Annotated in this window: 28 protein-coding genes and 1 tRNA gene; 25 read left to right on the forward strand and 4 right to left on the reverse strand. The window is 51.5% G+C overall.

Features of this window, described 5'->3' with window-relative positions; genetic code table 11:
* Positions 1 to 35 precede the first annotated feature (35 nt).
* The 17 genes from FKW19_RS00540 (at position 36) to xerC (ending at position 8,787) form a co-directional block, all read left to right on the forward strand.
* The gene (locus FKW19_RS00540) at positions 36 to 326 is read left to right on the forward strand and encodes a hypothetical protein (protein WP_123809120.1); all 291 of its coding nucleotides are present in this window, start codon (positions 36 to 38) and stop codon (positions 324 to 326) included.
* Positions 316 to 579, forward strand: coding sequence for a hypothetical protein (locus tag FKW19_RS00545; protein WP_089178492.1), 264 nt, complete (start codon positions 316 to 318; stop codon positions 577 to 579). Before FKW19_RS00540 ends, FKW19_RS00545 begins: the two co-directional genes overlap by 11 nt.
* A gap of 350 nt (positions 580 to 929) precedes the next feature.
* A complete protein-coding gene (locus FKW19_RS00550) occupies positions 930 to 1,409 on the forward strand; it encodes a hypothetical protein (RefSeq protein ID WP_089178491.1) in 480 nt (159 codons plus the stop codon).
* Positions 1,409 to 1,645 (forward strand): hypothetical protein, encoded by a 237-nt coding sequence (locus FKW19_RS00555; protein WP_089178490.1) that lies wholly within the window; start codon positions 1,409 to 1,411, stop codon positions 1,643 to 1,645. Before FKW19_RS00550 ends, FKW19_RS00555 begins: the two co-directional genes overlap by 1 nt.
* A gap of 78 nt (positions 1,646 to 1,723) precedes the next feature.
* Positions 1,724 to 2,044: a hypothetical protein gene (locus FKW19_RS00560; RefSeq protein ID WP_089178489.1), complete on the forward strand. Its 321-nt coding sequence runs from the start codon at positions 1,724 to 1,726 to the stop codon at positions 2,042 to 2,044.
* Positions 2,041 to 2,235 (forward strand): hypothetical protein, encoded by a 195-nt coding sequence (locus FKW19_RS00565; protein WP_123809119.1) that lies wholly within the window; start codon positions 2,041 to 2,043, stop codon positions 2,233 to 2,235. The genes FKW19_RS00560 and FKW19_RS00565 overlap by 4 nt, the downstream gene beginning before the upstream one ends.
* Positions 2,236 to 2,303: 68 nt before the next feature.
* Positions 2,304 to 3,137: a PD-(D/E)XK nuclease-like domain-containing protein gene (locus FKW19_RS00570; protein ID WP_166442494.1), complete on the forward strand. Its 834-nt coding sequence runs from the start codon at positions 2,304 to 2,306 to the stop codon at positions 3,135 to 3,137.
* Positions 3,137 to 4,135: a recombinase RecT gene (locus FKW19_RS00575; protein WP_089178487.1), complete on the forward strand. Its 999-nt coding sequence runs from the start codon at positions 3,137 to 3,139 to the stop codon at positions 4,133 to 4,135. Before FKW19_RS00570 ends, FKW19_RS00575 begins: the two co-directional genes overlap by 1 nt.
* A complete protein-coding gene (locus tag FKW19_RS00580) occupies positions 4,132 to 4,722 on the forward strand; it encodes a 3'-5' exonuclease (RefSeq protein WP_089178486.1) in 591 nt (196 codons plus the stop codon). Before FKW19_RS00575 ends, FKW19_RS00580 begins: the two co-directional genes overlap by 4 nt.
* Entirely contained in the window at positions 4,719 to 5,123 is a 405-nt protein-coding gene (locus FKW19_RS00585) for a hypothetical protein (RefSeq protein ID WP_089178485.1), read from the forward strand. Before FKW19_RS00580 ends, FKW19_RS00585 begins: the two co-directional genes overlap by 4 nt.
* Positions 5,120 to 5,569: a hypothetical protein gene (locus FKW19_RS00590; protein ID WP_089178484.1), complete on the forward strand. Its 450-nt coding sequence runs from the start codon at positions 5,120 to 5,122 to the stop codon at positions 5,567 to 5,569. Before FKW19_RS00585 ends, FKW19_RS00590 begins: the two co-directional genes overlap by 4 nt.
* 193 nt (positions 5,570 to 5,762) lie before the next feature.
* Positions 5,763 to 5,942 carry a hypothetical protein gene (locus tag FKW19_RS00595; RefSeq protein ID WP_089178483.1) on the forward strand — a complete coding sequence of 60 codons (180 nt, stop codon included), beginning with the start codon at positions 5,763 to 5,765 and terminating at the stop codon, positions 5,940 to 5,942.
* Positions 5,939 to 6,337: a hypothetical protein gene (locus tag FKW19_RS00600; RefSeq protein WP_089178482.1), complete on the forward strand. Its 399-nt coding sequence runs from the start codon at positions 5,939 to 5,941 to the stop codon at positions 6,335 to 6,337. Before FKW19_RS00595 ends, FKW19_RS00600 begins: the two co-directional genes overlap by 4 nt.
* Positions 6,334 to 6,519: a hypothetical protein gene (locus FKW19_RS00605; protein ID WP_089178481.1), complete on the forward strand. Its 186-nt coding sequence runs from the start codon at positions 6,334 to 6,336 to the stop codon at positions 6,517 to 6,519. Before FKW19_RS00600 ends, FKW19_RS00605 begins: the two co-directional genes overlap by 4 nt.
* Positions 6,516 to 6,884, forward strand: a complete 369-nt coding sequence (locus FKW19_RS00610) for a hypothetical protein (protein ID WP_089178480.1) — start codon at positions 6,516 to 6,518, stop codon at positions 6,882 to 6,884. The genes FKW19_RS00605 and FKW19_RS00610 overlap by 4 nt, the downstream gene beginning before the upstream one ends.
* A 599-nt stretch (positions 6,885 to 7,483) precedes the next feature.
* Entirely contained in the window at positions 7,484 to 7,858 is a 375-nt protein-coding gene (locus FKW19_RS15605) for a hypothetical protein (RefSeq protein ID WP_238331238.1), read from the forward strand.
* A 26-nt stretch (positions 7,859 to 7,884) separates the two neighbouring features.
* A complete protein-coding gene (gene xerC, locus FKW19_RS00615; protein ID WP_238331239.1) occupies positions 7,885 to 8,787 on the forward strand; it encodes a tyrosine recombinase XerC in 903 nt (300 codons plus the stop codon).
* A gap of 129 nt (positions 8,788 to 8,916) precedes the next feature.
* Here xerC and FKW19_RS00620 read toward each other — a convergent pair.
* Positions 8,917 to 8,991: transfer RNA gene (locus tag FKW19_RS00620), tRNA-Val, on the reverse strand.
* Between the two features lie 68 nt (positions 8,992 to 9,059).
* On the opposite strand from FKW19_RS00620, the gene FKW19_RS00625 reads away from it, so the two are divergent.
* The 3 genes from FKW19_RS00625 to FKW19_RS00635 all read left to right on the forward strand — a co-directional run bounded on the left by FKW19_RS00625 (position 9,060) and on the right by FKW19_RS00635 (position 12,755).
* On the forward strand, positions 9,060 to 9,986 hold the full coding sequence (locus FKW19_RS00625) for an N-formylglutamate amidohydrolase (protein WP_150395940.1): 927 nt from the start codon (positions 9,060 to 9,062) through the stop codon (positions 9,984 to 9,986).
* A 105-nt stretch (positions 9,987 to 10,091) separates the two neighbouring features.
* Positions 10,092 to 11,969 (forward strand): molecular chaperone HtpG, encoded by a 1,878-nt coding sequence (gene htpG, locus FKW19_RS00630; RefSeq protein WP_089178475.1) that lies wholly within the window; start codon positions 10,092 to 10,094, stop codon positions 11,967 to 11,969.
* A 258-nt stretch (positions 11,970 to 12,227) separates the two neighbouring features.
* A complete protein-coding gene (locus FKW19_RS00635; protein ID WP_089178474.1) occupies positions 12,228 to 12,755 on the forward strand; it encodes a DUF2501 domain-containing protein in 528 nt (175 codons plus the stop codon).
* Between the two features lie 76 nt (positions 12,756 to 12,831).
* Here the strand turns inward: FKW19_RS00635 and mazG are convergent, their stop codons facing one another.
* Positions 12,832 to 13,746, reverse strand: a complete 915-nt coding sequence (gene mazG / locus FKW19_RS00640; RefSeq protein WP_089179869.1) for a nucleoside triphosphate pyrophosphohydrolase — start codon at positions 13,744 to 13,746, stop codon at positions 12,832 to 12,834.
* 143 nt (positions 13,747 to 13,889) lie between these two features.
* Between mazG and argC the strand changes: the two genes are divergently transcribed.
* Complete coding sequence (argC, locus tag FKW19_RS00645) at positions 13,890 to 14,810, forward strand: N-acetyl-gamma-glutamyl-phosphate reductase (RefSeq protein WP_089178473.1); 921 nt, start codon at positions 13,890 to 13,892, stop codon at positions 14,808 to 14,810.
* Between the two features lie 36 nt (positions 14,811 to 14,846).
* Positions 14,847 to 15,578: an SDR family NAD(P)-dependent oxidoreductase gene (locus FKW19_RS00650; RefSeq protein ID WP_089178472.1), complete on the forward strand. Its 732-nt coding sequence runs from the start codon at positions 14,847 to 14,849 to the stop codon at positions 15,576 to 15,578.
* A gap of 103 nt (positions 15,579 to 15,681) precedes the next feature.
* Here the strand turns inward: FKW19_RS00650 and FKW19_RS00655 are convergent, their stop codons facing one another.
* A complete protein-coding gene (locus FKW19_RS00655) occupies positions 15,682 to 17,076 on the reverse strand; it encodes a Hint domain-containing protein (protein WP_089178471.1) in 1,395 nt (464 codons plus the stop codon).
* A 282-nt stretch (positions 17,077 to 17,358) separates the two neighbouring features.
* Here FKW19_RS00655 and FKW19_RS00660 point away from each other — a divergent pair, with 282 nt between their 5' ends.
* The 3 genes from FKW19_RS00660 (at position 17,359) to FKW19_RS00670 (ending at position 21,173) form a co-directional block, all read left to right on the forward strand.
* Positions 17,359 to 17,619 carry a hypothetical protein gene (locus tag FKW19_RS00660; protein WP_006116875.1) on the forward strand — a complete coding sequence of 87 codons (261 nt, stop codon included), beginning with the start codon at positions 17,359 to 17,361 and terminating at the stop codon, positions 17,617 to 17,619.
* Between the two features lie 93 nt (positions 17,620 to 17,712).
* Positions 17,713 to 19,017 carry an HlyD family secretion protein gene (locus FKW19_RS00665; RefSeq protein WP_089178470.1) on the forward strand — a complete coding sequence of 435 codons (1,305 nt, stop codon included), beginning with the start codon at positions 17,713 to 17,715 and terminating at the stop codon, positions 19,015 to 19,017.
* Positions 19,017 to 21,173 (forward strand): peptidase domain-containing ABC transporter, encoded by a 2,157-nt coding sequence (locus FKW19_RS00670; RefSeq protein WP_089178469.1) that lies wholly within the window; start codon positions 19,017 to 19,019, stop codon positions 21,171 to 21,173. Before FKW19_RS00665 ends, FKW19_RS00670 begins: the two co-directional genes overlap by 1 nt.
* Positions 21,174 to 21,182: 9 nt before the next feature.
* Here FKW19_RS00670 and FKW19_RS00675 read toward each other — a convergent pair whose 3' ends face one another.
* Positions 21,183 to 22,163: an MDR family oxidoreductase gene (locus FKW19_RS00675; RefSeq protein ID WP_089179868.1), complete on the reverse strand. Its 981-nt coding sequence runs from the start codon at positions 22,161 to 22,163 to the stop codon at positions 21,183 to 21,185.
* Between the last annotated feature and the right edge of the window lie 185 nt (positions 22,164 to 22,348).

A 22,348-nucleotide genomic window follows, 5' to 3' on the forward strand; every position in this document is an offset into this window, starting at 1 on the left:
CCTGTGGCTACCCAGATATAGAGGGATCTGTATTTATGGGAACAGCCACTTGGGAGCATATTCAAGATAGACACTCCGAAGTGGATTTCCCTGATGTTTACGATACAGTGCAAAATCCAAAGGCAGTTCATCAAGATGTAACAAAAAAGAATGGCTTACTTTTTGTCGGCTGCCGCGTTATGGCTGATACAAACCATCCCGTTCGTGTTGCCGTGAAAACAGGGTTGCCTGACGGGAATTTCGTGCAGACGGCTTTTTATTCCAGTGATCCTATCGCGGGAAAAATGCTCTGGGAACAAGATGATGGAGGGGGTGATGACAAATAAAATTGAAACATCATACGACCCATTTGCCGATGTTCTCTATTTATCCGTTGGGCACCCAGAAAGAGCAGTCTCTCATCAAGACAGTTTTGGGCTTGTCTGGAGAAATAAAATTGGGGCTGATGCACCTTTTGCGGTAACTATAATAGATTTCAAAGATATCTGGGCCAAAGAGAGGCGCAGTCAGTTAGTTAATGAAATAGCTCACAAACTAAATATCTCGGCTCGTGATGTTGAGGAAAATCTACCCCATTAACCGATATTGAGCTGCCCAATCCCTGCCCTTTTCTCGCCCAAGCACGGGCACACTCACCTGCCAACCTCCCCTTATCCAATAAGAGGGTAAGGTCAGATGAAACGCATTTCTTACTACGTGATCGACATTACTAGGCAGGCTTTCTCGCTCCTCTCTGTGGCTAGGTGGTTTGGTGTAGAACGCATGATGGCTTATGCTCCCCAACGGTAATCAGGCCCATTTTTATCCCGCTCGTAACTGGGCGGGATATTTTTTGTCTGGTTATGTCGTAATTTGCGACATTTATTGTTGACAAGCCATGTCGGTATAAGCGACATAATAACCCATCACAACCGAACAGGCGATGGGCAATGACCGATACAGTCGAGCAGACGGCTCCCAAGAAATACGAACTCACAGACGAAACAACAACGTCATGGGATGGCAGAACGCTGCACCGCATTCGTGCGCTGGTAGCCATCGCATCTATTGGCGTGGCCGCAGGTGATCTGGGCGGCTTTATCGAAACAGAAACCAACCTAGAGCAGTCCGGCAATGCTTGGGTGTACGGCGATGCTCGGGTGTTCGGCGATGCTTGGGTGTCCTTGAGTATTCATGTTGGCTGGTTCTCGAATGTTGGTTCCGAGAACGGCACTCTCACCTATTTTCGCACCAAGGATGGCGGGATTTATACAGATCATGTGTGTTTTGACGGAACGCTTGATGAATTTGAGAGTGCCGTAAAGAAGCGGCATGGCGATACACAAATTGGAAAAGAATACGCGCTACTCATTGAGTTTATCCGGTTGCGCGCAACCTCTTGGCAGGACGTCGAACAGGAGGCTGCATAATGTCCGGAACAATCCACAAAGACGGCATCCCCGAACGCATCGGAAGCGGTGCGCGGGATGTATATGACTGGTTGCAGTTTACGGCGCTGGGGCAGTTGGTGTGTCTGGCTGTGTTTTTCTACGGCCTGTTTGCACTCATTATCCTCACAGAACCCGGACACAAAATAGCTGAATACCTGATCGAGTTAGTCGTGATGATCGGCTGCAACCTGTTCGGTGCGCCCTATCCCTACTGATGCCGCAATGTTTCCCGCTGTCCGCAGCGGGTTGCATGGCCGCATTGGCCGAATATTTCTCCACGCTAGGAGTAGAAAATGGCTTACACAAACAAGACGTACGCAAACGCCGTGCGTGATGGCATGTTTAATACTGATGATGTGCCGGCGCATGTAGCGCGTGAAATCCGCGAATATGAAGCAGCAATAGATCAACATAGCCAGATCATCATGCGTATGCAGCGGGATGAGTTTTCAGACCGTGATTTTGCAGACACGATGATCGAATACTCAGAAGAAGCTATCGATAATATGGTCTGTGCTGTGCGTGAACTGCGCGAAAAGCGGAAGGAAAGCATTAAGTCTGCCGCCCTGTCGCATAATGACGACATGCGCAAAGTTACGGAGTGCGCGGCATGAGTGCGTGGAATGAGCACGAAGCAGTCGTGCACTCACTACTCCTGCAACATATCCCGCATGAAAAACGCGACATCGCAATGCGGGCGCTTTCCAACCTGACGCGCGAATACGTGCGCCTAGAATTGCAGCATCGCGATGCGGTGGAGGCGGTGCGGCGTGTGCATCCGTTTCGTGAGTTGGAGGCTGCGTGATGGTTATTTCTAAATCTGGGATATATGACCTAACAAACGAGCAGTATCATGCCGATCCATGCCCAGAAATGAGCCTCTCAAGCTCTGGGGCTCGTGATCTACTCTCGTCATGCCCTGCCAAATTCATAGCCGCAAAACAGTTGCCGCAACAAAATAAGCGCTGCTTTGATATCGGGAGCGCAGGGCACCTGATGGTTTTAGAACCGCATTTGTTCGATCAGAAGGTATGCGAGATCAAGCACCCGGACTGGCGTACAAAGGCGGCAAAGGAAGAGCGGGATGCCGCGTACGCAGAGGGGAGAATTCCACTCCTATCTAGGGAGGTTGAGGATATCCGCGCCATGCACTCGGTTGTCTGGCGCGACAGTCTCGGCGCACGTGCGTTCTCTGGGGGTAAGGCAGAGCAGTCATTAGTCTGGCGGGATGAGGAGTTCGGCATCTGGTGCCGACTGCGCCCCGACTACGTACCAAATAATGCTGTTCGGATATTTGACTACAAGACCGCCACGAACGGATCTCCAGATGCATTTATGAAAGAGATTTACAATCGCGGATATCACCAGCAGGCAGCGTGGTATCTGGATGGATATGAGGCCGTTACTGGCCACCGTCCACGCGAGTTCTGGTTTGTTGTGCAGGAGAAAACAGCCCCGTTTCTGCTGTCATTTTTCCAAATGGATGAAATGTCTCTGGAAATCGGCCGCACCCTTAACCGTCAGGCCAAGGGCATTTTTGCATGGTGCCTCCGAAATAACTGCTGGCCCGGATATCAGCCAGAAGTTGATGGCAAGGTGCGCTTTTTCACCACATCACCACCAGCATGGCTGGTCAGAGAATACGAATTCAAGAACGAGCATGGCGCTTACGAGCCACCAGAAATTAAGCGGAAGGAAGTTGCGTGATGAACGCCCCTCAGAAACAAAATACAAGAGCCGCCGTAAAGAAAATCTCTCCTCAGGAATTCGCAGAGCAATTTGCGGCCATTATTCCCCAGGTTAAATCTGTGCTGCCTGCGCATGTAACATTTGAAAAATTCGAACGTGTTGTGAGGCTGGCTGTTCGGAAAAACCCTGACCTACTAACCTGCTCGCCAGCATCTTTGTTTATGGCCTGCATTCAGGCGGCTTCTGATGGTCTTTTACCAGATGGCCGGGAGGGTGCAATCGTATCACGCTGGAGTTCTAAAAAATCATGCAACGAAGCGTCATGGATGCCCATGGTAGCTGGCCTAATGAAACTGGCGCGCAATAGTGGAGATATCGCCAGCATTTCTTCGCAAGTCGTATTCGAGGGAGAGCATTTTCGCGTTGTTCTTGGCGATGAGGAGCGTATCGAGCATGAGCGCGATCTTGGGAAAACGGGCGGAAAAATTGTCGCAGCTTATGCTGTCGCCCGCCTAAAGGACGGTTCTGACCCAATCCGTGAAATCATGTCATGGGGACAAATCGAAAAGATCAGAAATACTAACAAGAAATGGGAATGGGGACCATGGAAGGCGTGGGAAGATGAAATGGCTCGGAAAACAGTCATTCGCCGACTTGCAAAGAGACTTCCTATGTCCACAGACAAAGAGGGGGAGAGGCTTCGATCTGCCATTGAACGCATTGATAGTCTAGTTGATATCAGCGCCAATGTAGATGCCCCCCAAATCGCCGCAGACGATGAATTTGCCGCTGCTGCACACGGCGTTGAACCGCAGCAGATTGCCGCGCCTGATCTGATCGGACGCCTCGCGCAGATGCAATCACTGGAGCAGGTGCAGGATATCGAGCCGCAGGTATCACACGCAATTCAGGAGGCTGACAAACGCGGCGATAGCGATACGGCTAATGCCCTTGATGCAGCCCTCCAATCCGCCCTGTCTCGCACCAGCACCGCGAAAGAAGAAGTGCCAGCATGATCCTCTTTTTTGATACAGAGACAACTGGACTTCCAGACCGGCACACTCCCCTTAATTCCGACCGGCAGCTGCATTGCGTGCAGCTTGCAGCCCTGCTGACAGAATATGATGGAACGGAACGCGCAAGCCTAAACCTGATCGTTCACCCTGATGGGTGGACGATACCGGAAGCGGCGGCAACGGTTCATGGCATCACAACGGAAATGGCGCAGCGTTGCGGTGTGCGGGAGGCTGTGGCTGCCGCTGCCTTCTATGATTTGACTAAAAAGGCCGACTTGCTTGTCGCGCACAATATCAAATTCGATGTGCAGATCATTGATATTATGTTTGCACGTGTCCCGCGCGGTTGGTGCCTGCTAGGTGAAAAGTTCTGCACAATGGATGCATCCGCTCCGCTGGTAAATCTGCCACCGACAGAGCGCATGATTGCCGCAGGGATCAATAAACCCAAGGCCCCGAAGCTGGAAGAGTGCGTCAAGCATTTCTTCAATGAAGAACTGATAGGCGCACATGATGCAATGGTAGATGTTCGAGCCTGCGCTCGTCTGTTCTTCCATCTGCGGGATGTAGAAGGAGCCGCAGCATGACCAAAAAACTAAAAATTCTCGGCCCCTACACGCCAGATCATGAGGGGCCGTTCTGCACGCGGGATGGAAGGCCGGTGCGGATAATAACCCGGGCTGGTGGCAGCGAGAAATACCCCGTTGTCGCAATCATAGATGGTTGTGATTTAGCCGGAAGTTTTGAAGCTGATGGTTCTGTTATTTCAATCGTGAGGCCAAAGCCAGATGACCTCATGAATGCCGAGGAAGTCCCCGAAGCGCGGGAGTTTTGGATTAATGAGTATCGCCGTGGAGATGGATCAATAGGTGCTTCTCGCCCACGCGAAACAGAATGCGAGGCGGCGCGTGAATGTCAGGAATTACCTCATTGGAATTGGGTGAGAACAATCCACGTCCGCGAAGTGCTGCCGGGAGAGGGCGAATGAGCGACCAGAAACCCACAGGCGTTTTCATTCGGCTTCCGTTGAGTAGGGAAGATGAACGAAAAATCCATGATTTAGAGCCATATAAGAAAGGGAAAGAACGGGCTCTCCTCGCCATTGGCACGCCTGTTGCAGACGATGAACTGAAACCTATCGCATATGTAAATGCTGAACGCCTCAAGTGGAAAATTGCGACAGATAATGATTTTATTTTGTCGTTTTCGGGGGCACCTAATCTCGGCAAGGGCACGTTAAAATTGGCAGATGGGATTGTGTTTTACACAGACCACCAAGCCGCCCTCGCCCAGCGTGATGCAGAGATTGCGCGGTTTCGGGAGTATTACGAGGCATCCGAGGCAATTAACCAGGTTGGTATTTTGGGAGCAACACCTGAAATGTACGACCGTGAAAACCTCGCCCGCAAAGCCCTGAAAGGCCCGGACGCATGAGCGAGGGATTAAAGTGCTGCCCAGAAGGTACAGATGTATGCTGCATCGCAGTCGTAAAATTGCGCAGAGCCGCAACGATGGAATGCGTTGGGTATCGGGCCGTATGTGACGAGTGTTTAGAAATAGGACCAACTTGCCAGAGTGAGCGCGAGGCCATCACCGCATGGAACACCCGCGCAGGAGAGACAGCGTAATGGATACAAACGATTTTTGTATGCTGGTAGATGATGCGGGTCGCGATAAGGACGCGTACGTAAGCATAGATAGATTGCGTATCACAAAGGAGTTTTTAGAAGACCTGTGTGAAGACAGTGACGAAATTAAAGGAATGACCGTTGCCGACATTATTGATCTGATGGAGGACGCGCTATGACCGACCCCACAAACTGGCCCGACCCAAATCGCCCCGGCGTGCCGATGTACCCTGAGCGGGATGGGTGGCATGTCATGGAGGGTAGAGCAGCGGGCCAGACCGCCCTCACTCATTGGAATGGCAGAGAGTGGGGCGGCGGAGAACAAGTGCGCGCCCTCAATACCTCGCCAGAATGGTACCGATACGTTGGTCCCGTCCTTACCCCCACGCAGATAAACGAGATGTTGGCGGCGGAACGGGAGAGGTGTGTGAAGGTGACTACCGAAGTCAGCGATACTTACTACGCTCATCGAGAAGAAGCAGAAAGTGACGATGAGCGAATTTATGCCGACGAACGTATGTGTGCAGCGCAGGAATGTGCTGAAGCAATTCGCAACCTAGGAGACGCGCCATGAGCAGGACGGATACCCAATTATTCGATGATATCGAAAAGGTCAGGAACCATCCCAGTTTTGTCGAAGAAGAAGATGGATGGTACGCCTCTACATCTTTGCGCGAACCGTGGGGGCCATACCCATCATTACAGGACGCAGTTCGGGCTGTGGTGGCTGATGCTTTAGATGGAGATACGCGATGAGAACGAGAGAGGAGCAGATTTATCAGTTAGCATGCGCCATCTTTAATCAGCACATTGATATCGATGAGTGCATCACCTTAGCCCGTAATTACATACTCGAAGCCGAGCGCCGTGCAGAACAGCGGGTGCGGGCGGAGATCGGGCGGAGAGTGGATAAAGCCTGCGAAACCGTCATGTCACTAGAAACGCCTTTAATGAAAGGTGATAATCTCGCAGTTACTTTGTGCTCTCACTTTGAAGATTGCGAAGGCGAGGCAGATGATAATGGATGGCACCCAAAAGCCATTGAAGGGTATGACCAAGTCAAGAGCGCCATAGGTCAACATTTCCGCCAAGCCATCGACGCAGCGCGGGAGGTGGGGTGATGGGAAAGGACTACGAAAATGATCCGCGTATGACTGTAGTTCGACGGTTTCTTTGGTCGGAAGTGCTGAGAGACACGAAATACGGCCTACCCGGAGATGAGCATTATTGGCTAATGGCAGAGGCGCTTTTGCGGTCCATTGATTCTGGTGAGGTTGTGCCATTACCTATCATTGGAGGATCACAATGACTGACCCACGGATTGAGGCGGCAGTTGAAGCCGCGTGGAGCAATACATTCCAATTTAAAGAGGGCATATCTTTCCCCCAATATCAAAACAAAAGTCCAGAGGCTTCCGCAGAGTTTCACAAAGCGATTACGCTCGCCCTCGCAGCAGCAGACGCGGCGGCTTGGAGGCCGATTGAGACGGCTCCACGGAATAGAACAGATATTCTGGCCAAAACACGAGCCGATATTTTCCCAGATGCTCACAATAGATCTGGATGGAATGATAGGTACGTAGTGATTAGGCATGAAGGTATCGTTAACGATGGATTTGATATGGGTTGGTCAGTCGCTGCGCCTGTCGGATACGGGGGAATGCCTGATGAATGGTTTGTAGGATGGCAACCCCTGCCCGCTCCACCGACAGGAGGTGGGAATGGGTGAAGCGCTGCCGGATCTTATGACCACCAAAGATGTGCTGACGCGCCTTAACGGCAGAATTGGTCGCACTCGGCTTCTGGAGCATCTTCGGAAGCACCCTGAATATAATGGTGGCCCCACGCACAGACGATGGGGGAAAAAGTTTGTTTTCTCCCCTGATGATTATCAAAGACTTATCGAGAGTATGGAATGTCCCTCAAGCTCGTCACGTTCTCCCACGCGAAAAACTTTTTTATCAGGGGGACGGTCGGGGGTAAGCGAATACTGGAAAGTACGGGCACAACAAACCGCCGCCTCGCAGAAGAATACCGGACAAAAAGAGAGGCGGAGTTCTGGCAGGAAAAACTCTATGGAACCCGCGCTGTCATAACTTTCGCCGATGCAGCCACGGCATATATGAAAGATGCGCCACGTTCAGCAGCAACAGGGCGTTATGTAGATAAGCTCGTGGAATACTTTGGAGATACCAAACTTTCCAGCATTAATAATGCCTCGCTTCGAGGCGCATATGCCAAAATATTGAAGGATGCAGAAAAGTCAGCCCCATCCACAAAGAAGCGAGCGGTCAGAACGCCATTACAGGCAATCCTAGAGTTTGGGGCAATACAAGGCTGGTGCGATCGACCGGCCTTTGCGCCAATCTCCGTACCGACCACCATTAAGCGTTTTCTGTTGCCCGAGCAGGCAACGGCGCTAGTCCAGCATGCCGCACCACATTTGCAGCCATTATTCGTTTTTTTGCTGGGGACTGGGTGCCGTCTATCAGAGGCACTGGATCTACAATGGAAAGATGTCAACCTACACGGGGCACGTGCCATTGTCTGGCAAAAGCAAGGTCGGCAGAGACATGTTGATTTATGCCCAGCCGTTATCTGCTGGCTATCATCTATAGAGTTACGGGACGGTTATGTATTCAGGCCCGAGAAAAAAACCGTGCATGGGATCATAACGGGGGAACGTTACCACGATTCTGGACGCCAGTATGGAGGCCAGATTAAAAACGGATGGGCAGGAGCTTGCCAACGTGCCGGTTTGCCTGGGCGAATTCGGGAATGGACTCCAAAAGGGCAGAATAAGGCAAAGCGGGCCTTCGTGCCGGAGTTTACACCCCATGATCTGCGGCACACATGGGCGTCATGGCACTACTGCGTGCATAAGGATCTTCTGCTACTGAAATCAGACGGCGACTGGAGTAGCATCAATACCGTGACGATATATGCCAAACTCATGCCGCCAGTGTATCGGGAAGATATTATCAGGTGGTGGCGGGATGGCCCGCGCATCATTCCGAGCCCATAAAACCAATAACCAATGCGTAACCACACACCGTAAAATAACATGCGCAAAAGCGGTTTATTGTGTACCAATTTGGATTGGAGGAGTTGCATGGATTTTCTGAAAAATCCGCAGAAAACTGCCGGGAACAGATGGTGGGCGCAACAGGGATTGAACCTGTGACCCCTACCATGTCAAGATAGTGCTCTACCGCTGAGCTATGCGCCCATCTGTAACCGTGGGCCGCCTTTTATCCTTCTTGCGTGGCAAACGCAACCCCTTAGAATAGCGGCAACATGAAAAATCTTGCCCACTCCCTGCTGCCTCGCCATTTGGCACGTTTGCTGGAAAACGCACCACAGACAGATTTGCCAGATCAGGCAGGCCGGGCCATCTCCCCTGCTCCGTTTGAGGTGCAAGGTACCGTGGGCGCGCCTATTGTGCTGGCATCTCCGCATTCCGGGCAGTTTTATCCAGAAACCTTTGTGCAAAATGCCCGTCAGCCACTTTCTGTCTTACGTAGTGGAGAGGATAGCCATATTCACCTTTTGGCAGAACAGGCACACGCGCTAGGGCCCGCTTTGCTGCATGCTACCTTCCCCCGTGTGTTTTGCGATGTAAATCGTGGCGCGTGGGATATGGATACCCGCATGTTTCACGGCCCCATTCCCGCTTTTGTGCGCCCTACAGAGCGTGGTCTTGCTGGCTTTGGCTCCATTCCGCGCATCGTAGGTAACAGAAAACCCATTTACTGGCACCGTCTACCCTTTATGGAAGCCGCCTTGCGCATCCGCCATTACTGGATGCCTTACCACGCAGCATTGGCCGATATGCTGGAAAAAACACGCGCAAAACACGGCATCTGCCTGCTGCTAGACTTACATTCCATGCCCGATATGCCAGAAACTGCCTGCCCAGACTTTGTATTGGGCGATGCCCACGGCACTACATGCCACCCAGATATTATCAGCGCAGCCGAACAAACCTTGCAGAATTTAGGCTTTCGTACCACGCGCAACCAGCCTTATGCAGGCGGATATATCACTCGCCATTACGGCAGACCGCAGCAAAACCTGCATGCCCTGCAAATTGAAATGCGTAGAAGCCTGTACATGAATGAAGAAACCCACATCTGCCACGCAGGCTTTGCTCCGCTCTCCAACGCATTGGCGCGTGTTACAGAAAAACTGTTGAAGCTCTTTCCCGCATCTCACGGTTTATAGAAAAGAAGCATGCGCATTATCTCACGGGGTGGATATTGAAAATACGGCTTAACCACCACATCTGATAATCACATAAAAGCAAACAATGCATTACAGGACGTAAACATGACAGAAACAACCCAGAACACCACACCCAATGCCGAAACGCGGGAGTTTAGTGCAGAAGTTGGGCGGATGCTGGATCTGGTTGTCCACTCTCTCTATTCTGAAAGAGAAATTTTCCTGCGCGAACTGGTGGCCAACGCGGCAGACGCCACAGACCGCAGGCGCTTTGAAGCCCTGACAGATGGTGCCCGCGCCCTGCCAGAAGATGCCAAAATTCACATTAACCCTGACAAAGATGCGCGCCTGTTAACCATTACCGATGATGGTTCGGGCATGACCAAGGAAGAATTGATTAACAACCTTGGCACCATTGCCCGCTCTGGCACCCGTGCTTTTGGCCAGCAGCTTGAAAACGCAAAACCGGAAGATCGCCCCAGCCTGATTGGTCAGTTTGGCGTAGGCTTTTATGCGGCCTTTATGGTGGCGGATAAAGTGGATGTGGTTTCTCGCCGTGCCGGATCTGATGAAGCATGGCGCTGGACTTCTGATGGGCGTGGATCTTACACACTGGAACCCGCCACGCGGGACAAGCCGGGTACAGATATTACCCTGCACATCAAGTCTGACGCTGAAGAGTTTCTGGATCCTACCCGTCTGCAAACTGTTATCCGCAAATGGTCGGACAATATTGCATGGCCTGTTACCATTCTGCATGATGGCAAAGAAGAAACAGCCAACGAAGGCAAGGCCCTTTGGCTAAAACCCAAAAGTGAAATTACAGAAGAACAGCTAGAAGAATTCTACCGCCATCTCACCCATAATTTTGATAAACCATGGGATACGTTGCATTGGCGCGCAGAAGGCACCATTGAATTTGCAGCCCTGCTGTTTATCCCTTCCATGCGGCCTTTTGAGTTTGCGGAACAAACGCGTGAAAGCAAGCTGCGCCTGCATGTGCGCCGCATGTTTATTACCGATGAAGCCGAAATTCTGCCGCCATGGCTGCGCTTTGTGCAGGGTGTTGTAGATACGGAAGATCTGCCGCTTAACGTCTCACGCGAAATGTTGCAGGCCACACCTGTTCTGGCCCGTATCCGCAAGGCTGTTACAAGCAAGGTGATGGGTGAACTCAAAACCCGCGCCAAAGATGCCGAAAGCTACGCTGCATTTTGGGAAAACTTTGGCCCAGTTCTGAAAGAAGGCATGTGGGATGACCCCACACACCGTACAGAAGTTGCCGCACTCAGCCGCTTCCGTTCCAGCGCCGTGGATGGTCTGACATCTCTGGATGAGTATGTCAGCCGCATGAAGCCAGAACAGGATGCCATCTACTACGTAACGGGTGACAGCGCAGAAGTGCTGGCAGCATCTCCTCAGATTGAAGGCTTCAAGGCGCGCGGTGTGGAAGTGCTACTGTTGTCTGACCCAGTGGATTCCTTCTGGCCGGATCGTCTGGGCACGTATGAGGGCAAAACCCTGCGCAACGTGGCACAGGGTATGACTGATCTGGAAAAATTTGGCGCGCCAGAAGAAACAGCAGCCGAAAAAGCAGATATGGAAACTCTGATTCCAGCTCTGAAGGACGCACTAGGGCAAGATGTTTCAGACGTATGTGCCACAGACCGTCTGGTTTCCAGCGCAATGGTGTTGAGTGCGCCAGAAGGTGGGCCTGATCTACAATTACGCAAGCTCATGCAACGCAGTGGGCAGAGCATGCCAGAAGCTGCACCCATTCTGGAACTCAACCCGGCTCATCCTATCGTGCACACGCTGGCGCAAAAGGTAAAAGCGGGGGAAAAAGTAGATACTCTGGCCCATATCCTGCTGGATGTTGCCAGTATCCAGAATGGTGAGACACCCAAGGATGTAAATGCCTTTTCTCGCCGTCTGATGGAATATCTGGCACAGGATGCAAAGCCTGAGGCCCCAAAAGCCTGAGGCCCGGCTTCACAAAATATTTATATGTTTCAGAAAGGCCCGGTTCTGCCGGGCCTTTCCTTTTTACAGCACAAACTTTTCAAAAACATCATGACAGCAACGCCACGGAAATATCTGGTGGATGACACTCAAAAAGAACTTTTCGCACTCTGGTGCATTCTAGTAGGCAGAACCCGCTATTGAGCTTTTATTACAAAAAGATAGCGGCACTTTTTGAATAAGACCTGTTGTATGGAAAATTTTGAAAGGGCTATCTAAATGTTCTCCACTAAAAAAACAATAATGGCTGCAAGCTGTATTCTGGGGCTAAGCGCCGCAAGCATGACACAAGCACAGGACATGCCTTCTCATCTTCCAGCAGGCACCACATTTCCTGCCACTCCTGCCGGTTCCCTTCCGGTAACAGATCCAGCTCATCCGGCTTCTGCCCCTACTAATGGTGCGCAGGTTGTGGGCAATGTCTCGGGCACCTCTACCACCTCCACTCCCGGCGTTTTGGGAGAAGGCGGCCTGCCATCAATAGAAAACGCAAGCACCGGAAATGTGGCGGGACTGCTTTCCTATTGCGTGCATAAAAATTATGCCTCTGGCACCACACCACGCAGCGTTGCACGCAATCTTTCCAAACGGCCTGATGTACGAAACGATCAAGGTTACTCTTTGGGCGGGCAAGGGCTACTGCAAAACAGCACTTCCAAACCCTTTGATATTGCCACGCTTGACCTTTCCAAGCGCGTAAAGCTGTGCAGTGACCTCACAAAAAAAGGCCAAAGCCTGACAGACTAATACTCTATAATGCACGGGGCATGCCGTAACAGGCTGCCCCACATGAGGGATATGCCAAGCCCACCCGCGGCAGGCATTATTTTTTGTTTTCTGCTTCTAATTTTTTGACACTTTCCCAAATATCATCAAGCACTTCTACGCTTTGGTCAGACATAGAAAGCCCCTGCTCTGCCAGAACAGCCTCTACCCCTTCAAACCTACGGGTGAATTTGTCACACGCTTGGCGCAAGCAGGCTTCCGGGTCCAGCTTTAGCCGCCGTGCCAAACTGGCAATAGAAAACAAAACATCGCCAAGCTCATCCTGCATGCGTTCACGGTTGCCAGCTTTCAGTTCAACAGAAAACTCTTCAATTTCCTCATGAACCTTGGCCACTACGCCAGAAATATCTGGCCAATCAAACCCCACACGGGCGGCCCGCGCAGCCAATTTGGAAGCGCGCAATAATGCAGGCAATGCTGGCGGCACACCGGCCAAGGCTCCTGGCACTGCTGCCCCTCTGCCATTCTTCTGCCCGGCATTGCGGCGGCGTTCCTGCTCTTTTAGCATTTCCCACTGGCCGGGAATATCCTGTTTTGGCTTAGGAGAATCAGTTACGGTTTGATCTTCCAGCACATCGGCACCAAACACCACATGCGGGTGGCGGCGGATCATCTTTTCCGTAATCATGCGTGCTACGGTTGCAAAATCAAACTGCCCTTCTTCCTGTGCAAGCTGGGCCTGATACACCACCTGTAACAGCAGATCTCCCAGTTCATCAGGAAACGCATTCCAATCCTGTTTTTGTATGGCATCCAGCACTTCATACGCCTCTTCAATGGCATAGGGAGCTATGGTTTCATGCGTTTGCTCTCTATCCCACGGGCAGCCTTCCTTGGGGTCTCGCAAGCGGGCCATAAGGGCGAGCAGACGTTGCAGTTCGTATGCGGCCTGTTGGCTGCTGCCCTGTTTTGCAGTTTTTGCCGGTTGCCTTGGCGTAGGTGAAATGACCATGCTTGTTTCTGCCTTTGGTTTGCATACATACACCGCAGCCCGGTGCAAAAGATATGATAGCATTTTGCCATAAACAGCCGCGCCGTCTATGCGGCAGCAGCCAGAAAGCCTAATCTGCCGCCAGAACCAGAATGAGGTAAGGCATGACACAGAAACCCGTAATCTTTATTGATGGTGAAGCCGGCACAACAGGGCTTGAAATTCGCGAACGCCTTGCCCCTTTGCCTGTCACACTCCATTCCATAGATCACGCACAGCGGAAAGACCCGGCCGCCCGTAAGGAAGCCATGCAGGCCGCAGATCTGGTTGTGCTGTGCCTGCCCGATGATGCATCGCGCGAGGCTGTTGAAATGGCTGCCGAGTTAGGCGATGCGGCGCCGCGCATTCTGGATGCCAGCACAGCTTTCCGCACAGCACCCGGCTGGGTTTATGGTTTTCCCGAACTAGAAGTCGGACAGGCTGAAGCCATTGCCATTGCCCCCCGCGTTGCCAACCCCGGTTGTTACCCCACAGGGGCCATTGCCCTGCTGCGCCCATTGCTTGATGCTGGCGTTATGGACGCACGTTACCCCGTGTGCATTAACGCCATTAGCGGATACTCTGGCGGGGGCCGCAGCATGATTGAAGCACATGAGCGCGATGGCGGCCCAGCATTTGAACTGTATGGCCTGAAGCTTGAGCATAAGCATGTACCCGAAATTCACCAGCACGCGGGGCTTAAGCGCAGGCCGGTTTTTGTGCCATCTGTTGGGCACTTTGCACGCGGCATGATTGTTTCCATTCCGCTGCATCTGGATGATCTGAACGGAAACGTGAGCGGGGAAGACCTGCACAACATTCTGGAAAAACATTACACAAGGCAAGACCATGTGCGTGTGCTGGCCGCAGAGCCAAAACTTTCTGCCGAAGCCCTTGCTGGAAGCGACAGAATGGAACTGCGCGTGCATGCCAATACCCAAAACCGGCAGGCGTTGCTTACGGCCCGTTTGGATAATCTGGGCAAAGGGGCATCTGGTGCCGCGTTACAGAACATCCGGCTGATGCTGGGCCTGAACGCACCCTGATCCTGCCCACACAAAACAAAAGAAAGGTTAAAAACTATGAGCAACCGTGTTGCGCTTGTAACCGGCGGAAGCCGAGGCATTGGTGCCGCTATTGTTGAGGCTCTGGCAAAAGATGGCTACGATATTGCCCTCTCTTACGCCAACAGTGCAGATGCTGCTGAAAAAATTGCCCAAAAGGTGCGTGCACTGGGCCGCAAGGCAATCACCATTAAAGCCAACGGAGCCACGGTAGAAGGCAACAAGGCTGTTATTGCCAAAACCATTGCAGATTTTGGCCGTATTGATGCGCTTGTGTGCAATGCGGGCATGTTCCCTTACGGCCCAATTCATGAAACCAGCGTTGAAGATATTGAAAAAGTTCTCAACCTGAATGTGCGTGCTGTTATGATTGAAACAGCAGAAGCCGCAAAGCACATGCAAAAAGGTGGCCGCCTTATTTTTATAGGTTCTGCTTTTGGTGCACGCGCGCCCTTCCCCGGTATTTCTCTTTACGCCACAACAAAAGCTGCGCTTCGCGGTTTTGCCAAGGCTGTTGCGCGTGATCTTGGGCCAAAAGGCATTACAGCCAACGTGGTAGAACCCGGCCCAATTGATACGGACATGAACCCGGCTGAAGGCGAAGTTGCAAAACTGATCAGCAGCTTTGTGGCGACCGGTGCTTATGGCACGGTGGCGGATATTGCCTCTACAGTTGCCTTTCTTGCCAGCCCACAGGCTGAATACATTACAGGCGCGGCCATTCCGGTAGATGGTGGATTAGAAGCTTAAAGCCTTCCACTTTTTCTAACGAAGTTTTATTTAGAGCCCCAGCATCCATTTTTAGGATGCTGGGGCTTTTTTGTTAAGCCGGGCAAAAACCTTGCCGCAGAAATTATGCTGACAGCGCTACATCTTCCTGCTGATCGACACACACAACATACGGGCCGGATGCTCGAATTTCTAAACTGAGAATACCCATTTTGTTTGTAGCAATGTTAAGCAGTGGCAAAAGGGCATTGCCATCTGTCCATGCGCAATCTTGCCACCCCATATCATGCCACCCTTCTGGCTTAGAGGCCGCCAGATGCTCCGTAACCTGCTGTGATGCCCGGATAGAACCAAAATGGATTTTGCCAACAGCAACACCCATTTGGCGACGGTCATCTACAAACGGGCCGATAGAATCACAAGGACGGCTGGAGCGAGAAACCACACGCACACTTTCCACCCCTGCTGGGAGCATGAAGCTGTAAGTGTTCTCGGATTTTTTGAAAGGGTAAATAGTCGCCCCAGCATTTGTAATGAGCTTAATATCTGGATCTTCAATAAGAACCTTTGGTTCTGCGCGATTTTCAATTCCCAGATTTTTTGCTCTTTCTTCAATTTTTTGAAAAATTGGTTCAACAAACTCACGCTGAACACCCAATGGCGCAGCGGCATCTTGCTGCCAGTTTTTCTGTTTGCCACCAATTCTGATAACTTTGCCAGCCGACTGGAAGTTACGACGATTTCCTGTATCCAGATAGCTTTCAGTCAGCATACCATCTGCCATGATAACGGAATGTTTGTCCGTTTCAATATGGTAGTAATTATAAGATGTCACGCTTGTATCATAATAAATGGATCGACCATTTACCAACATACGGGCAGGAACAAACTTTCCTTCCACAAACAGACAATGTTCAGATGTTATCAACATATCTTTAAAAGGTACGTTTTCTGAAATAGAATTTTTTAAAACACGTACAGGATATCCGGCCTGATCTTCTGGCAAATTGCCATTAACAACAACACGTGCTGTTCCGGCCCATACAACTTCTTTTTGTTCTTCTTTACCATCCATAAAAACAGAAATCATTCTACCGGGGACAATATCCTGCACCGGCACATATCCATTTTCTGTTTTTATGAATGAATCTTTCAAAAAACACGCAAATGTATCGCTATACGTCCCATCTGTTGTAATATTTGTAACTTGATACGCCCCAGATAAGCTATGCGTAATGTTTAACGGATTACTAACTGTAGCTGTATCTGGTATCACAACGTAAAGGTTCTGGTTTGTATAACCACTACCTGCGTTAAGATCCGTGCTGATAATTGTTTCTTTATTTGTTGGATCATACGTTGCGTATAAATCAGATGTGGTAATCGAAAGATCTAATGTAAAATGATAATCAGATGGATTGCTAATTTTATAATAATTAGAACCCGTCATTGCAGATGCACCAGAAAGAGAGACATCCTGATCTGGTAAGGTAATTTCTATAGTATTTGAATCTGACATCTGAGAATCACCATATAAATTTCATGAAAACACATCAAAATGTAAGAGTTTTTTATCTGCGCTCATGAATGCAAAAATCACATACCTGATTTGATTATTTATTTTTGATAAGTATTAGTGAACAAAATAAATACGCATTGTGTAATATATAATTTTTTATTTGTCTAATTTCTTAAGTGTTCTTCTGTTATTTACTTTACTATACTATTGTCAGAAAATATATTTTGCCAGAATATAGGTTTGCCGCAATGGCACAACTTTCTTGGTCTAAGGTGAAAACCTATGAAAACTCTGAACGATTCCGAAATCGCTATGGTTGCTGGCGGTACGCTGGGCGATGCTCTGGGTACCACACTGACAGACACACTGGCTGGTCTGGATGTTGGCCTGGCTACCATTCTTGGCGGCGTGAACAGCACGGTTAATGCTCTGGTTCCTGCTGCAACAAGCGGCGTGACCACGATTGCTGATGGCCTGCTGACGGGTCTGGACGCCACAACCAATGGCGTAACCTCCCTGTTGGGTGACATTCTGAAAGTTTAATTTCAGGAATTTCCAGGCGGTTTTCAAAAAGCTGCCTGGTTATTTTACAAAAACACTAAGTGGTAAAACTTTGCACTCTTCAAAAAAGCCTGCATGAGTTCGAACCTTTTTAGGCGCGAGGTTCTAGACGCGCGGCGCCAATCATGGCTTGGGCAGGTTCAGGCCTCTCAACCGCTTTCCATCCGAATTGCGGCGTGGTTTACGCTCGCCCTTGTGATGCTGGCCATTCTCTACACCATCTGGGGTGTTTATACCCGGCGTGTGCATGCCACCGGATTGATGGTTCCTCCTTCAGGCCTCATTACCGTTAACGCCAATACAACTGGCACCATAGCCCGGCAAAACGCCATAGAAGGCCGCCATGTTAAAAAAGGTGATGTGCTGTTCACGATAGATCTGGAAGCCACATCCGCATCAGGCCCTACGCAGGAGCATATTCTTTCTCAACTGCGCCACCAGCGTGATCTGTTGCAGCAGCAAAAGGACATTCGTGCCAAGGATGCTCCCGTAGAAAAACAATCTATGGTAACCCAAATCCGTTATCTTAACCAGCAACACCAACATATCGGGCACCAGCTTGATAATGATGCCCATGTGCTGCCCGTGGTGGAAGCTGCCGTCCGCCGTATGCAAACAGCACAATCCGCGCATTTGGTAACAGAAACACAATTCCAGAGCCAACTTTATACCTATGCCCAACTGCTCAGCAGTCACGCACAGTTTTTGCAAAGTTATACAGATACAGAAGGAAAGATTGCAGACCTTACCACAAAGCTGATCCGCTATGATGGCCAACTGGCGCACGATCTGAACGACCTAGATAAACAAATTGCCCAGATTGACCAACAGATTGCCGAAAGCGAAGGCCACCAGAGCAGTATTATATTGGCCCCAGATGATGGCACCCTTACTGCTGTCCGCGTTAATCCCGGCCAACAGGTTTCCTCCGGCACCCCCCTGCTCACCCTATTGCCCACAGGCCATGCTTTAGAGGCTGAACTGTATGTTAGCTCTGCTTCTATAGGGTTTTTGCATGAGGGCGAACCTGTTTTGCTGCGCTATGCGGCCTTTCCCTATCAGCGCTTTGGCCTGTACCGCGGCCATGTCAGTGAGATCACGCGCGCACCCGTAACGGCAACAGATGGCACAGGCCAGAAAGCCGCTCCTTCAGACAAAGACAAAACACAATCGCAAAATCCGGGGCAGGATATCTATCGCATTCGTGTGCGCCCAGATCAGCAATTTGTAGAAGCCTATGGCCAACACAAACCCCTTGAAGCGGGCATGGAAGTGGAAGCCGATATCGCCATTGATACCCGCAGGCTCTACCAGTGGATTTTCGATCCCGTTATCAGCATGCGTGATGATTTTTACGCCGTGAGCGGAGGATTGAGGTAATGGGCATCACCCTCAAATCCCTTGAATTCGGATGGCGTTCGCGCACTCCTGTCATCTTGCAGGTAGAAGCCGCGGAATGTGGGCTGGCCTGCCTGGCCATGATTATGGGCCATTATGGCAACCAGATTGATCTAGCCACGCTGCGCAGGCGTTATTCCATATCTGTTAAAGGTGTTACGCTGCGCGATCTTATCGCTACGGCCGATACGGTGGGCCTATCTACCCGCGCCGTGCGGCTGGAACTGGAAGATCTGCCCAACCTGCGCATGCCCTGCATTTTGCACTGGAGCATGAACCACTTTGTGGTGCTTACACAGGTTAAGGGCAACAAAGTTACCATTCATGACCCAGCAGTGGGCCGCCGCACGCTCAGCATGGGCGAAGTCTCACGCGAGTTTACGGGCATTGCCCTAGAAGCCACCCCTAATGACAGCTTCCGCCGCGAGGATGACCGTGAAACTCTACGCCTGCGCGATCTGTTCCGCCATGTCGCAGGGCTGCGCCCGGCGCTGATGGTGCTGGGGGCGCTTTCCCTTGGGCTGGAAGTTATTGCGTTAGTCATGCCCATGGTTTCGCAGGTAGTGATTGATGAAGTGGTGGTAACGGCTGATCACGAACTGCTTATCACCATTGCTTGTGGCATGGCCCTGCTTCTGCTCTTGCAGATGCTTATTGGCTGCGTACGACAATGGGCCGTGCTGCTCCTGAGCACACGAGTTGGCTTGCAATGGAATACCAGCCTGTTCGACCACCTCTCCCGCTTGCCGCTGGATTACTTCTCCAAACGCCATGTGGGCGATGTGCTCTCGCGCTTTAACGCATTGGGCACCATCCAGAAAACCATTACCACCGATATGGTGCAAACAGTCATGGATGGGCTGATGGCTGTGGGAATGGCCATCATGCTGTTTATTTATGGTGGCTGGCTGGGCATGGTGGCTATGGTGGCCACAGGGCTGGATGTGCTCTTGCGCCTGATCACCTACCGCATCTACCGCGAGGCATCTGAAGAACAGATTGTTATTGATGCCTGCCAGCAAAGCCATTTTATAGAAACCCTACGCGGCATGGCCAGCGTGAAGCTTTTGGGCCTGCGTGAGCGCCGCCGCACCACATGGCTAAACCTTTTAGTGGACAGCATTAACATCCGCCTGCGCCTGCAACGGTATGATCTGATTTATGGCCGCATGGGCGATCTGATTTTTGGCGCCGACCGTCTGATTATGATGGTGCTGGGTGCAGGCGCAGTAATGAGCGGCCACATGACAGTTGGTATGCTGGTAGCGTTTCTCTCCTACAAAGATCAATTCACCACACGCATTGGCAACCTGATCAGCAGCGGCTTCCAGATACGCATGCTCAATGTGCAAACAGACCGCTTGTCTGACATTGTGATGACAGACCCGGAAGCCACAAGTACCACGGCGGCCATTCCTCCGCCCCGTCTGGATGAACAACCAGCCGGTGGCACGCTCAGTTGCTCCGGCCTATCTGCCCGCTACGGCACACAGGACCCGTGGATCTTCCGCAACATCTCGCTAGAAGTGCCAGCCGGCAGCAGTGTGGCCATAGTTGGCCCTTCAGGCTGTGGCAAAACTACCTTTCTCAAAGCTCTGATGGGGCTGATGGAAACACAGGAAGGCAGCATCCGGCTGGATGGCGCGGATCTGGAAAGCCTGACGCTTGAAGGCTATCGCAACCGCATTGCTGGAGTATTGCAGGATGATGGCCTGTTCTCCGGCTCCATTGCCGACAATATCAGCGGATTCTCCGAACAGGTGGATGAAGCATGGCTGGTGGAATGTGCCACCCGCGCAGCCATTATTGATGATATCAAGCGCATGCCCATGGGGTTTGAAACCTTGGTAGGTGATATGGGCAGCGGGCTTTCTGGCGGACAGAAGCAGCGTGTCATTCTAGCGCGTGCGCTCTATCGTAAACCTGAAATCCTGTTTCTGGATGAAGCCACCAGCCATCTGGATGAACTTACCGAGCGCAGGGTAGCCGAAGCCCTGCGCGACATGAATGTAACCCGCATTATGGTTGCACATCGCCCGGCAACCATCGCACATGCGGATACCATCTATATCTTCCAGCCCGGTGGCGTGCTGACGCAATACCAGCCACCCAATACACAGAACAGGGCGGCATCTTAACTTTTTGGCTTAGGGAATGCGTACAACCAGCCGCCCCCGCACATGGCCAGCCAGAAGCATATCTGCGGCCTGCGGCGCTTCCGCCAGATCAATCTCACGCACCATGTCATCAAGCTGCCGGGGGGGTATCAGTTCAGCCAGACGCGCCCATGCATCCTGGCGCTCCCGCCGGGGGCATTGCACACTATCAATGCCCACCAAGGTAACGCCTCGCAAAATAAATGGGGCCACTGTTGCGGGAAAATCCATCCCTCCGGCCAACCCGCAGGCTGTTACCACCCCTTGTGGGCGCATACTTGCACAAACAGAGGCCAAAACCTGCCCTCCCACAACATCAACGGCACCTGCCCAGCGGGCTTTTTCCAACGGGCGGGATGGCGTAGTAAAATGCGCGCGTGGCAATACTTCCGCAGCTCCCAAACTGTGCAGATAAGGTTGTTCCTCCAACCGCCCGGTTACCGCCACAACCTGATACCCCAACCGGGAGAGCAGCATGATAGCCACGCTACCAACCCCGCCACTCGCACCTGTTACCAGCACCGGCCCACTTGCGGGTTCCACCCCTTCTCTCTGAAGGGCCTGCACACATAACATGGCTGTAAAGCCAGCCGTGCCAAGCGCCATAACCTGCCGCCCGTTCAACCCCAATGGTTGCGGCACCGCCCATAAGCCCGGCACACGGGCCAATTGGGCAAAACCTCCCCAGCGGCTTTCCCCCAAGCCATGACCGGTTACAATAACATCCTGCCCGACAGGAACCGCAGGATGGGCAGAAGCCTCTACCCGACCGGCCAGATCAATACCGGGCACCATAGGCCAGTTGCGTATGATCGGGCCCTTGCCTGTAAGTGCTAACGCATCCTTATAATTAAGGGATGACCACTGCACCCGAATTGTTACATCCCCTTCCGGCAGATCTGCTTCTGCCAGTTCGCGCAGCGTAACCTGCTGGCCAGATGCTGTTTTTTCTACATACAGGGCTTTAAACATGTTTTTTTCACCGCTGGTTAAGCTTTTGCCACCCATCAACCGGCCAAAATTTGGGGCACGGTACGCATTACACCAACGCCTGCAAAGCCCATCTGTGCCTGCATGACAGTATTTTGAAGTTTCTTCTCATTCCGGTTGGGATCAAAAATTAAACTAGGTATCTGTTCGGCCTGCGGGTATAGATG

Origin of the sequence: Acetobacter sp. DmW_125128, assembly GCF_008704325.1 — a bacterium.
Classification (GTDB): domain Bacteria; phylum Pseudomonadota; class Alphaproteobacteria; order Acetobacterales; family Acetobacteraceae; genus Acetobacter; species Acetobacter oryzifermentans.

Coding starts and splice junctions, on each gene's coding strand:
- FKW19_RS00635 (WP_089178474.1), top strand. CDS start 12,228: ATGTTCTCCACTAAAAAAACAATAATGGCTGCAAGCTGTATTCTGGGG.
- FKW19_RS00675 (WP_089179868.1), bottom strand. CDS start 22,163: ATGTTTAAAGCCCTGTATGTAGAAAAAACAGCATCTGGCCAGCAGGTT.
- FKW19_RS00550 (WP_089178491.1), top strand. CDS start 930: ATGACCGATACAGTCGAGCAGACGGCTCCCAAGAAATACGAACTCACA.
- FKW19_RS00605 (WP_089178481.1), top strand. CDS start 6,334: ATGAGCAGGACGGATACCCAATTATTCGATGATATCGAAAAGGTCAGG.
- FKW19_RS00575 (WP_089178487.1), top strand. CDS start 3,137: ATGAACGCCCCTCAGAAACAAAATACAAGAGCCGCCGTAAAGAAAATC.
- FKW19_RS00650 (WP_089178472.1), top strand. CDS start 14,847: ATGAGCAACCGTGTTGCGCTTGTAACCGGCGGAAGCCGAGGCATTGGT.
- htpG (WP_089178475.1), top strand. CDS start 10,092: ATGACAGAAACAACCCAGAACACCACACCCAATGCCGAAACGCGGGAG.
- FKW19_RS00595 (WP_089178483.1), top strand. CDS start 5,763: ATGGATACAAACGATTTTTGTATGCTGGTAGATGATGCGGGTCGCGAT.
- FKW19_RS00540 (WP_123809120.1), top strand. CDS start 36: ATGGGAACAGCCACTTGGGAGCATATTCAAGATAGACACTCCGAAGTG.
- FKW19_RS00565 (WP_123809119.1), top strand. CDS start 2,041: ATGAGTGCGTGGAATGAGCACGAAGCAGTCGTGCACTCACTACTCCTG.
- FKW19_RS15605 (WP_238331238.1), top strand. CDS start 7,484: ATGGGTGAAGCGCTGCCGGATCTTATGACCACCAAAGATGTGCTGACG.
- FKW19_RS00555 (WP_089178490.1), top strand. CDS start 1,409: ATGTCCGGAACAATCCACAAAGACGGCATCCCCGAACGCATCGGAAGC.
- FKW19_RS00660 (WP_006116875.1), top strand. CDS start 17,359: ATGAAAACTCTGAACGATTCCGAAATCGCTATGGTTGCTGGCGGTACG.
- FKW19_RS00655 (WP_089178471.1), bottom strand. CDS start 17,076: ATGTCAGATTCAAATACTATAGAAATTACCTTACCAGATCAGGATGTC.
- xerC (WP_238331239.1), top strand. CDS start 7,885: ATGAAAGATGCGCCACGTTCAGCAGCAACAGGGCGTTATGTAGATAAG.
- FKW19_RS00670 (WP_089178469.1), top strand. CDS start 19,017: ATGGGCATCACCCTCAAATCCCTTGAATTCGGATGGCGTTCGCGCACT.
- FKW19_RS00600 (WP_089178482.1), top strand. CDS start 5,939: ATGACCGACCCCACAAACTGGCCCGACCCAAATCGCCCCGGCGTGCCG.
- argC (WP_089178473.1), top strand. CDS start 13,890: ATGACACAGAAACCCGTAATCTTTATTGATGGTGAAGCCGGCACAACA.
- FKW19_RS00590 (WP_089178484.1), top strand. CDS start 5,120: ATGAGCGACCAGAAACCCACAGGCGTTTTCATTCGGCTTCCGTTGAGT.
- FKW19_RS00610 (WP_089178480.1), top strand. CDS start 6,516: ATGAGAACGAGAGAGGAGCAGATTTATCAGTTAGCATGCGCCATCTTT.
- FKW19_RS00570 (WP_166442494.1), top strand. CDS start 2,304: ATGAGCCTCTCAAGCTCTGGGGCTCGTGATCTACTCTCGTCATGCCCT.
- FKW19_RS00580 (WP_089178486.1), top strand. CDS start 4,132: ATGATCCTCTTTTTTGATACAGAGACAACTGGACTTCCAGACCGGCAC.
- FKW19_RS00560 (WP_089178489.1), top strand. CDS start 1,724: ATGGCTTACACAAACAAGACGTACGCAAACGCCGTGCGTGATGGCATG.
- FKW19_RS00585 (WP_089178485.1), top strand. CDS start 4,719: ATGACCAAAAAACTAAAAATTCTCGGCCCCTACACGCCAGATCATGAG.
- FKW19_RS00545 (WP_089178492.1), top strand. CDS start 316: ATGACAAATAAAATTGAAACATCATACGACCCATTTGCCGATGTTCTC.
- mazG (WP_089179869.1), bottom strand. CDS start 13,746: ATGGTCATTTCACCTACGCCAAGGCAACCGGCAAAAACTGCAAAACAG.
- FKW19_RS00625 (WP_150395940.1), top strand. CDS start 9,060: ATGAAAAATCTTGCCCACTCCCTGCTGCCTCGCCATTTGGCACGTTTG.
- FKW19_RS00665 (WP_089178470.1), top strand. CDS start 17,713: ATGAGTTCGAACCTTTTTAGGCGCGAGGTTCTAGACGCGCGGCGCCAA.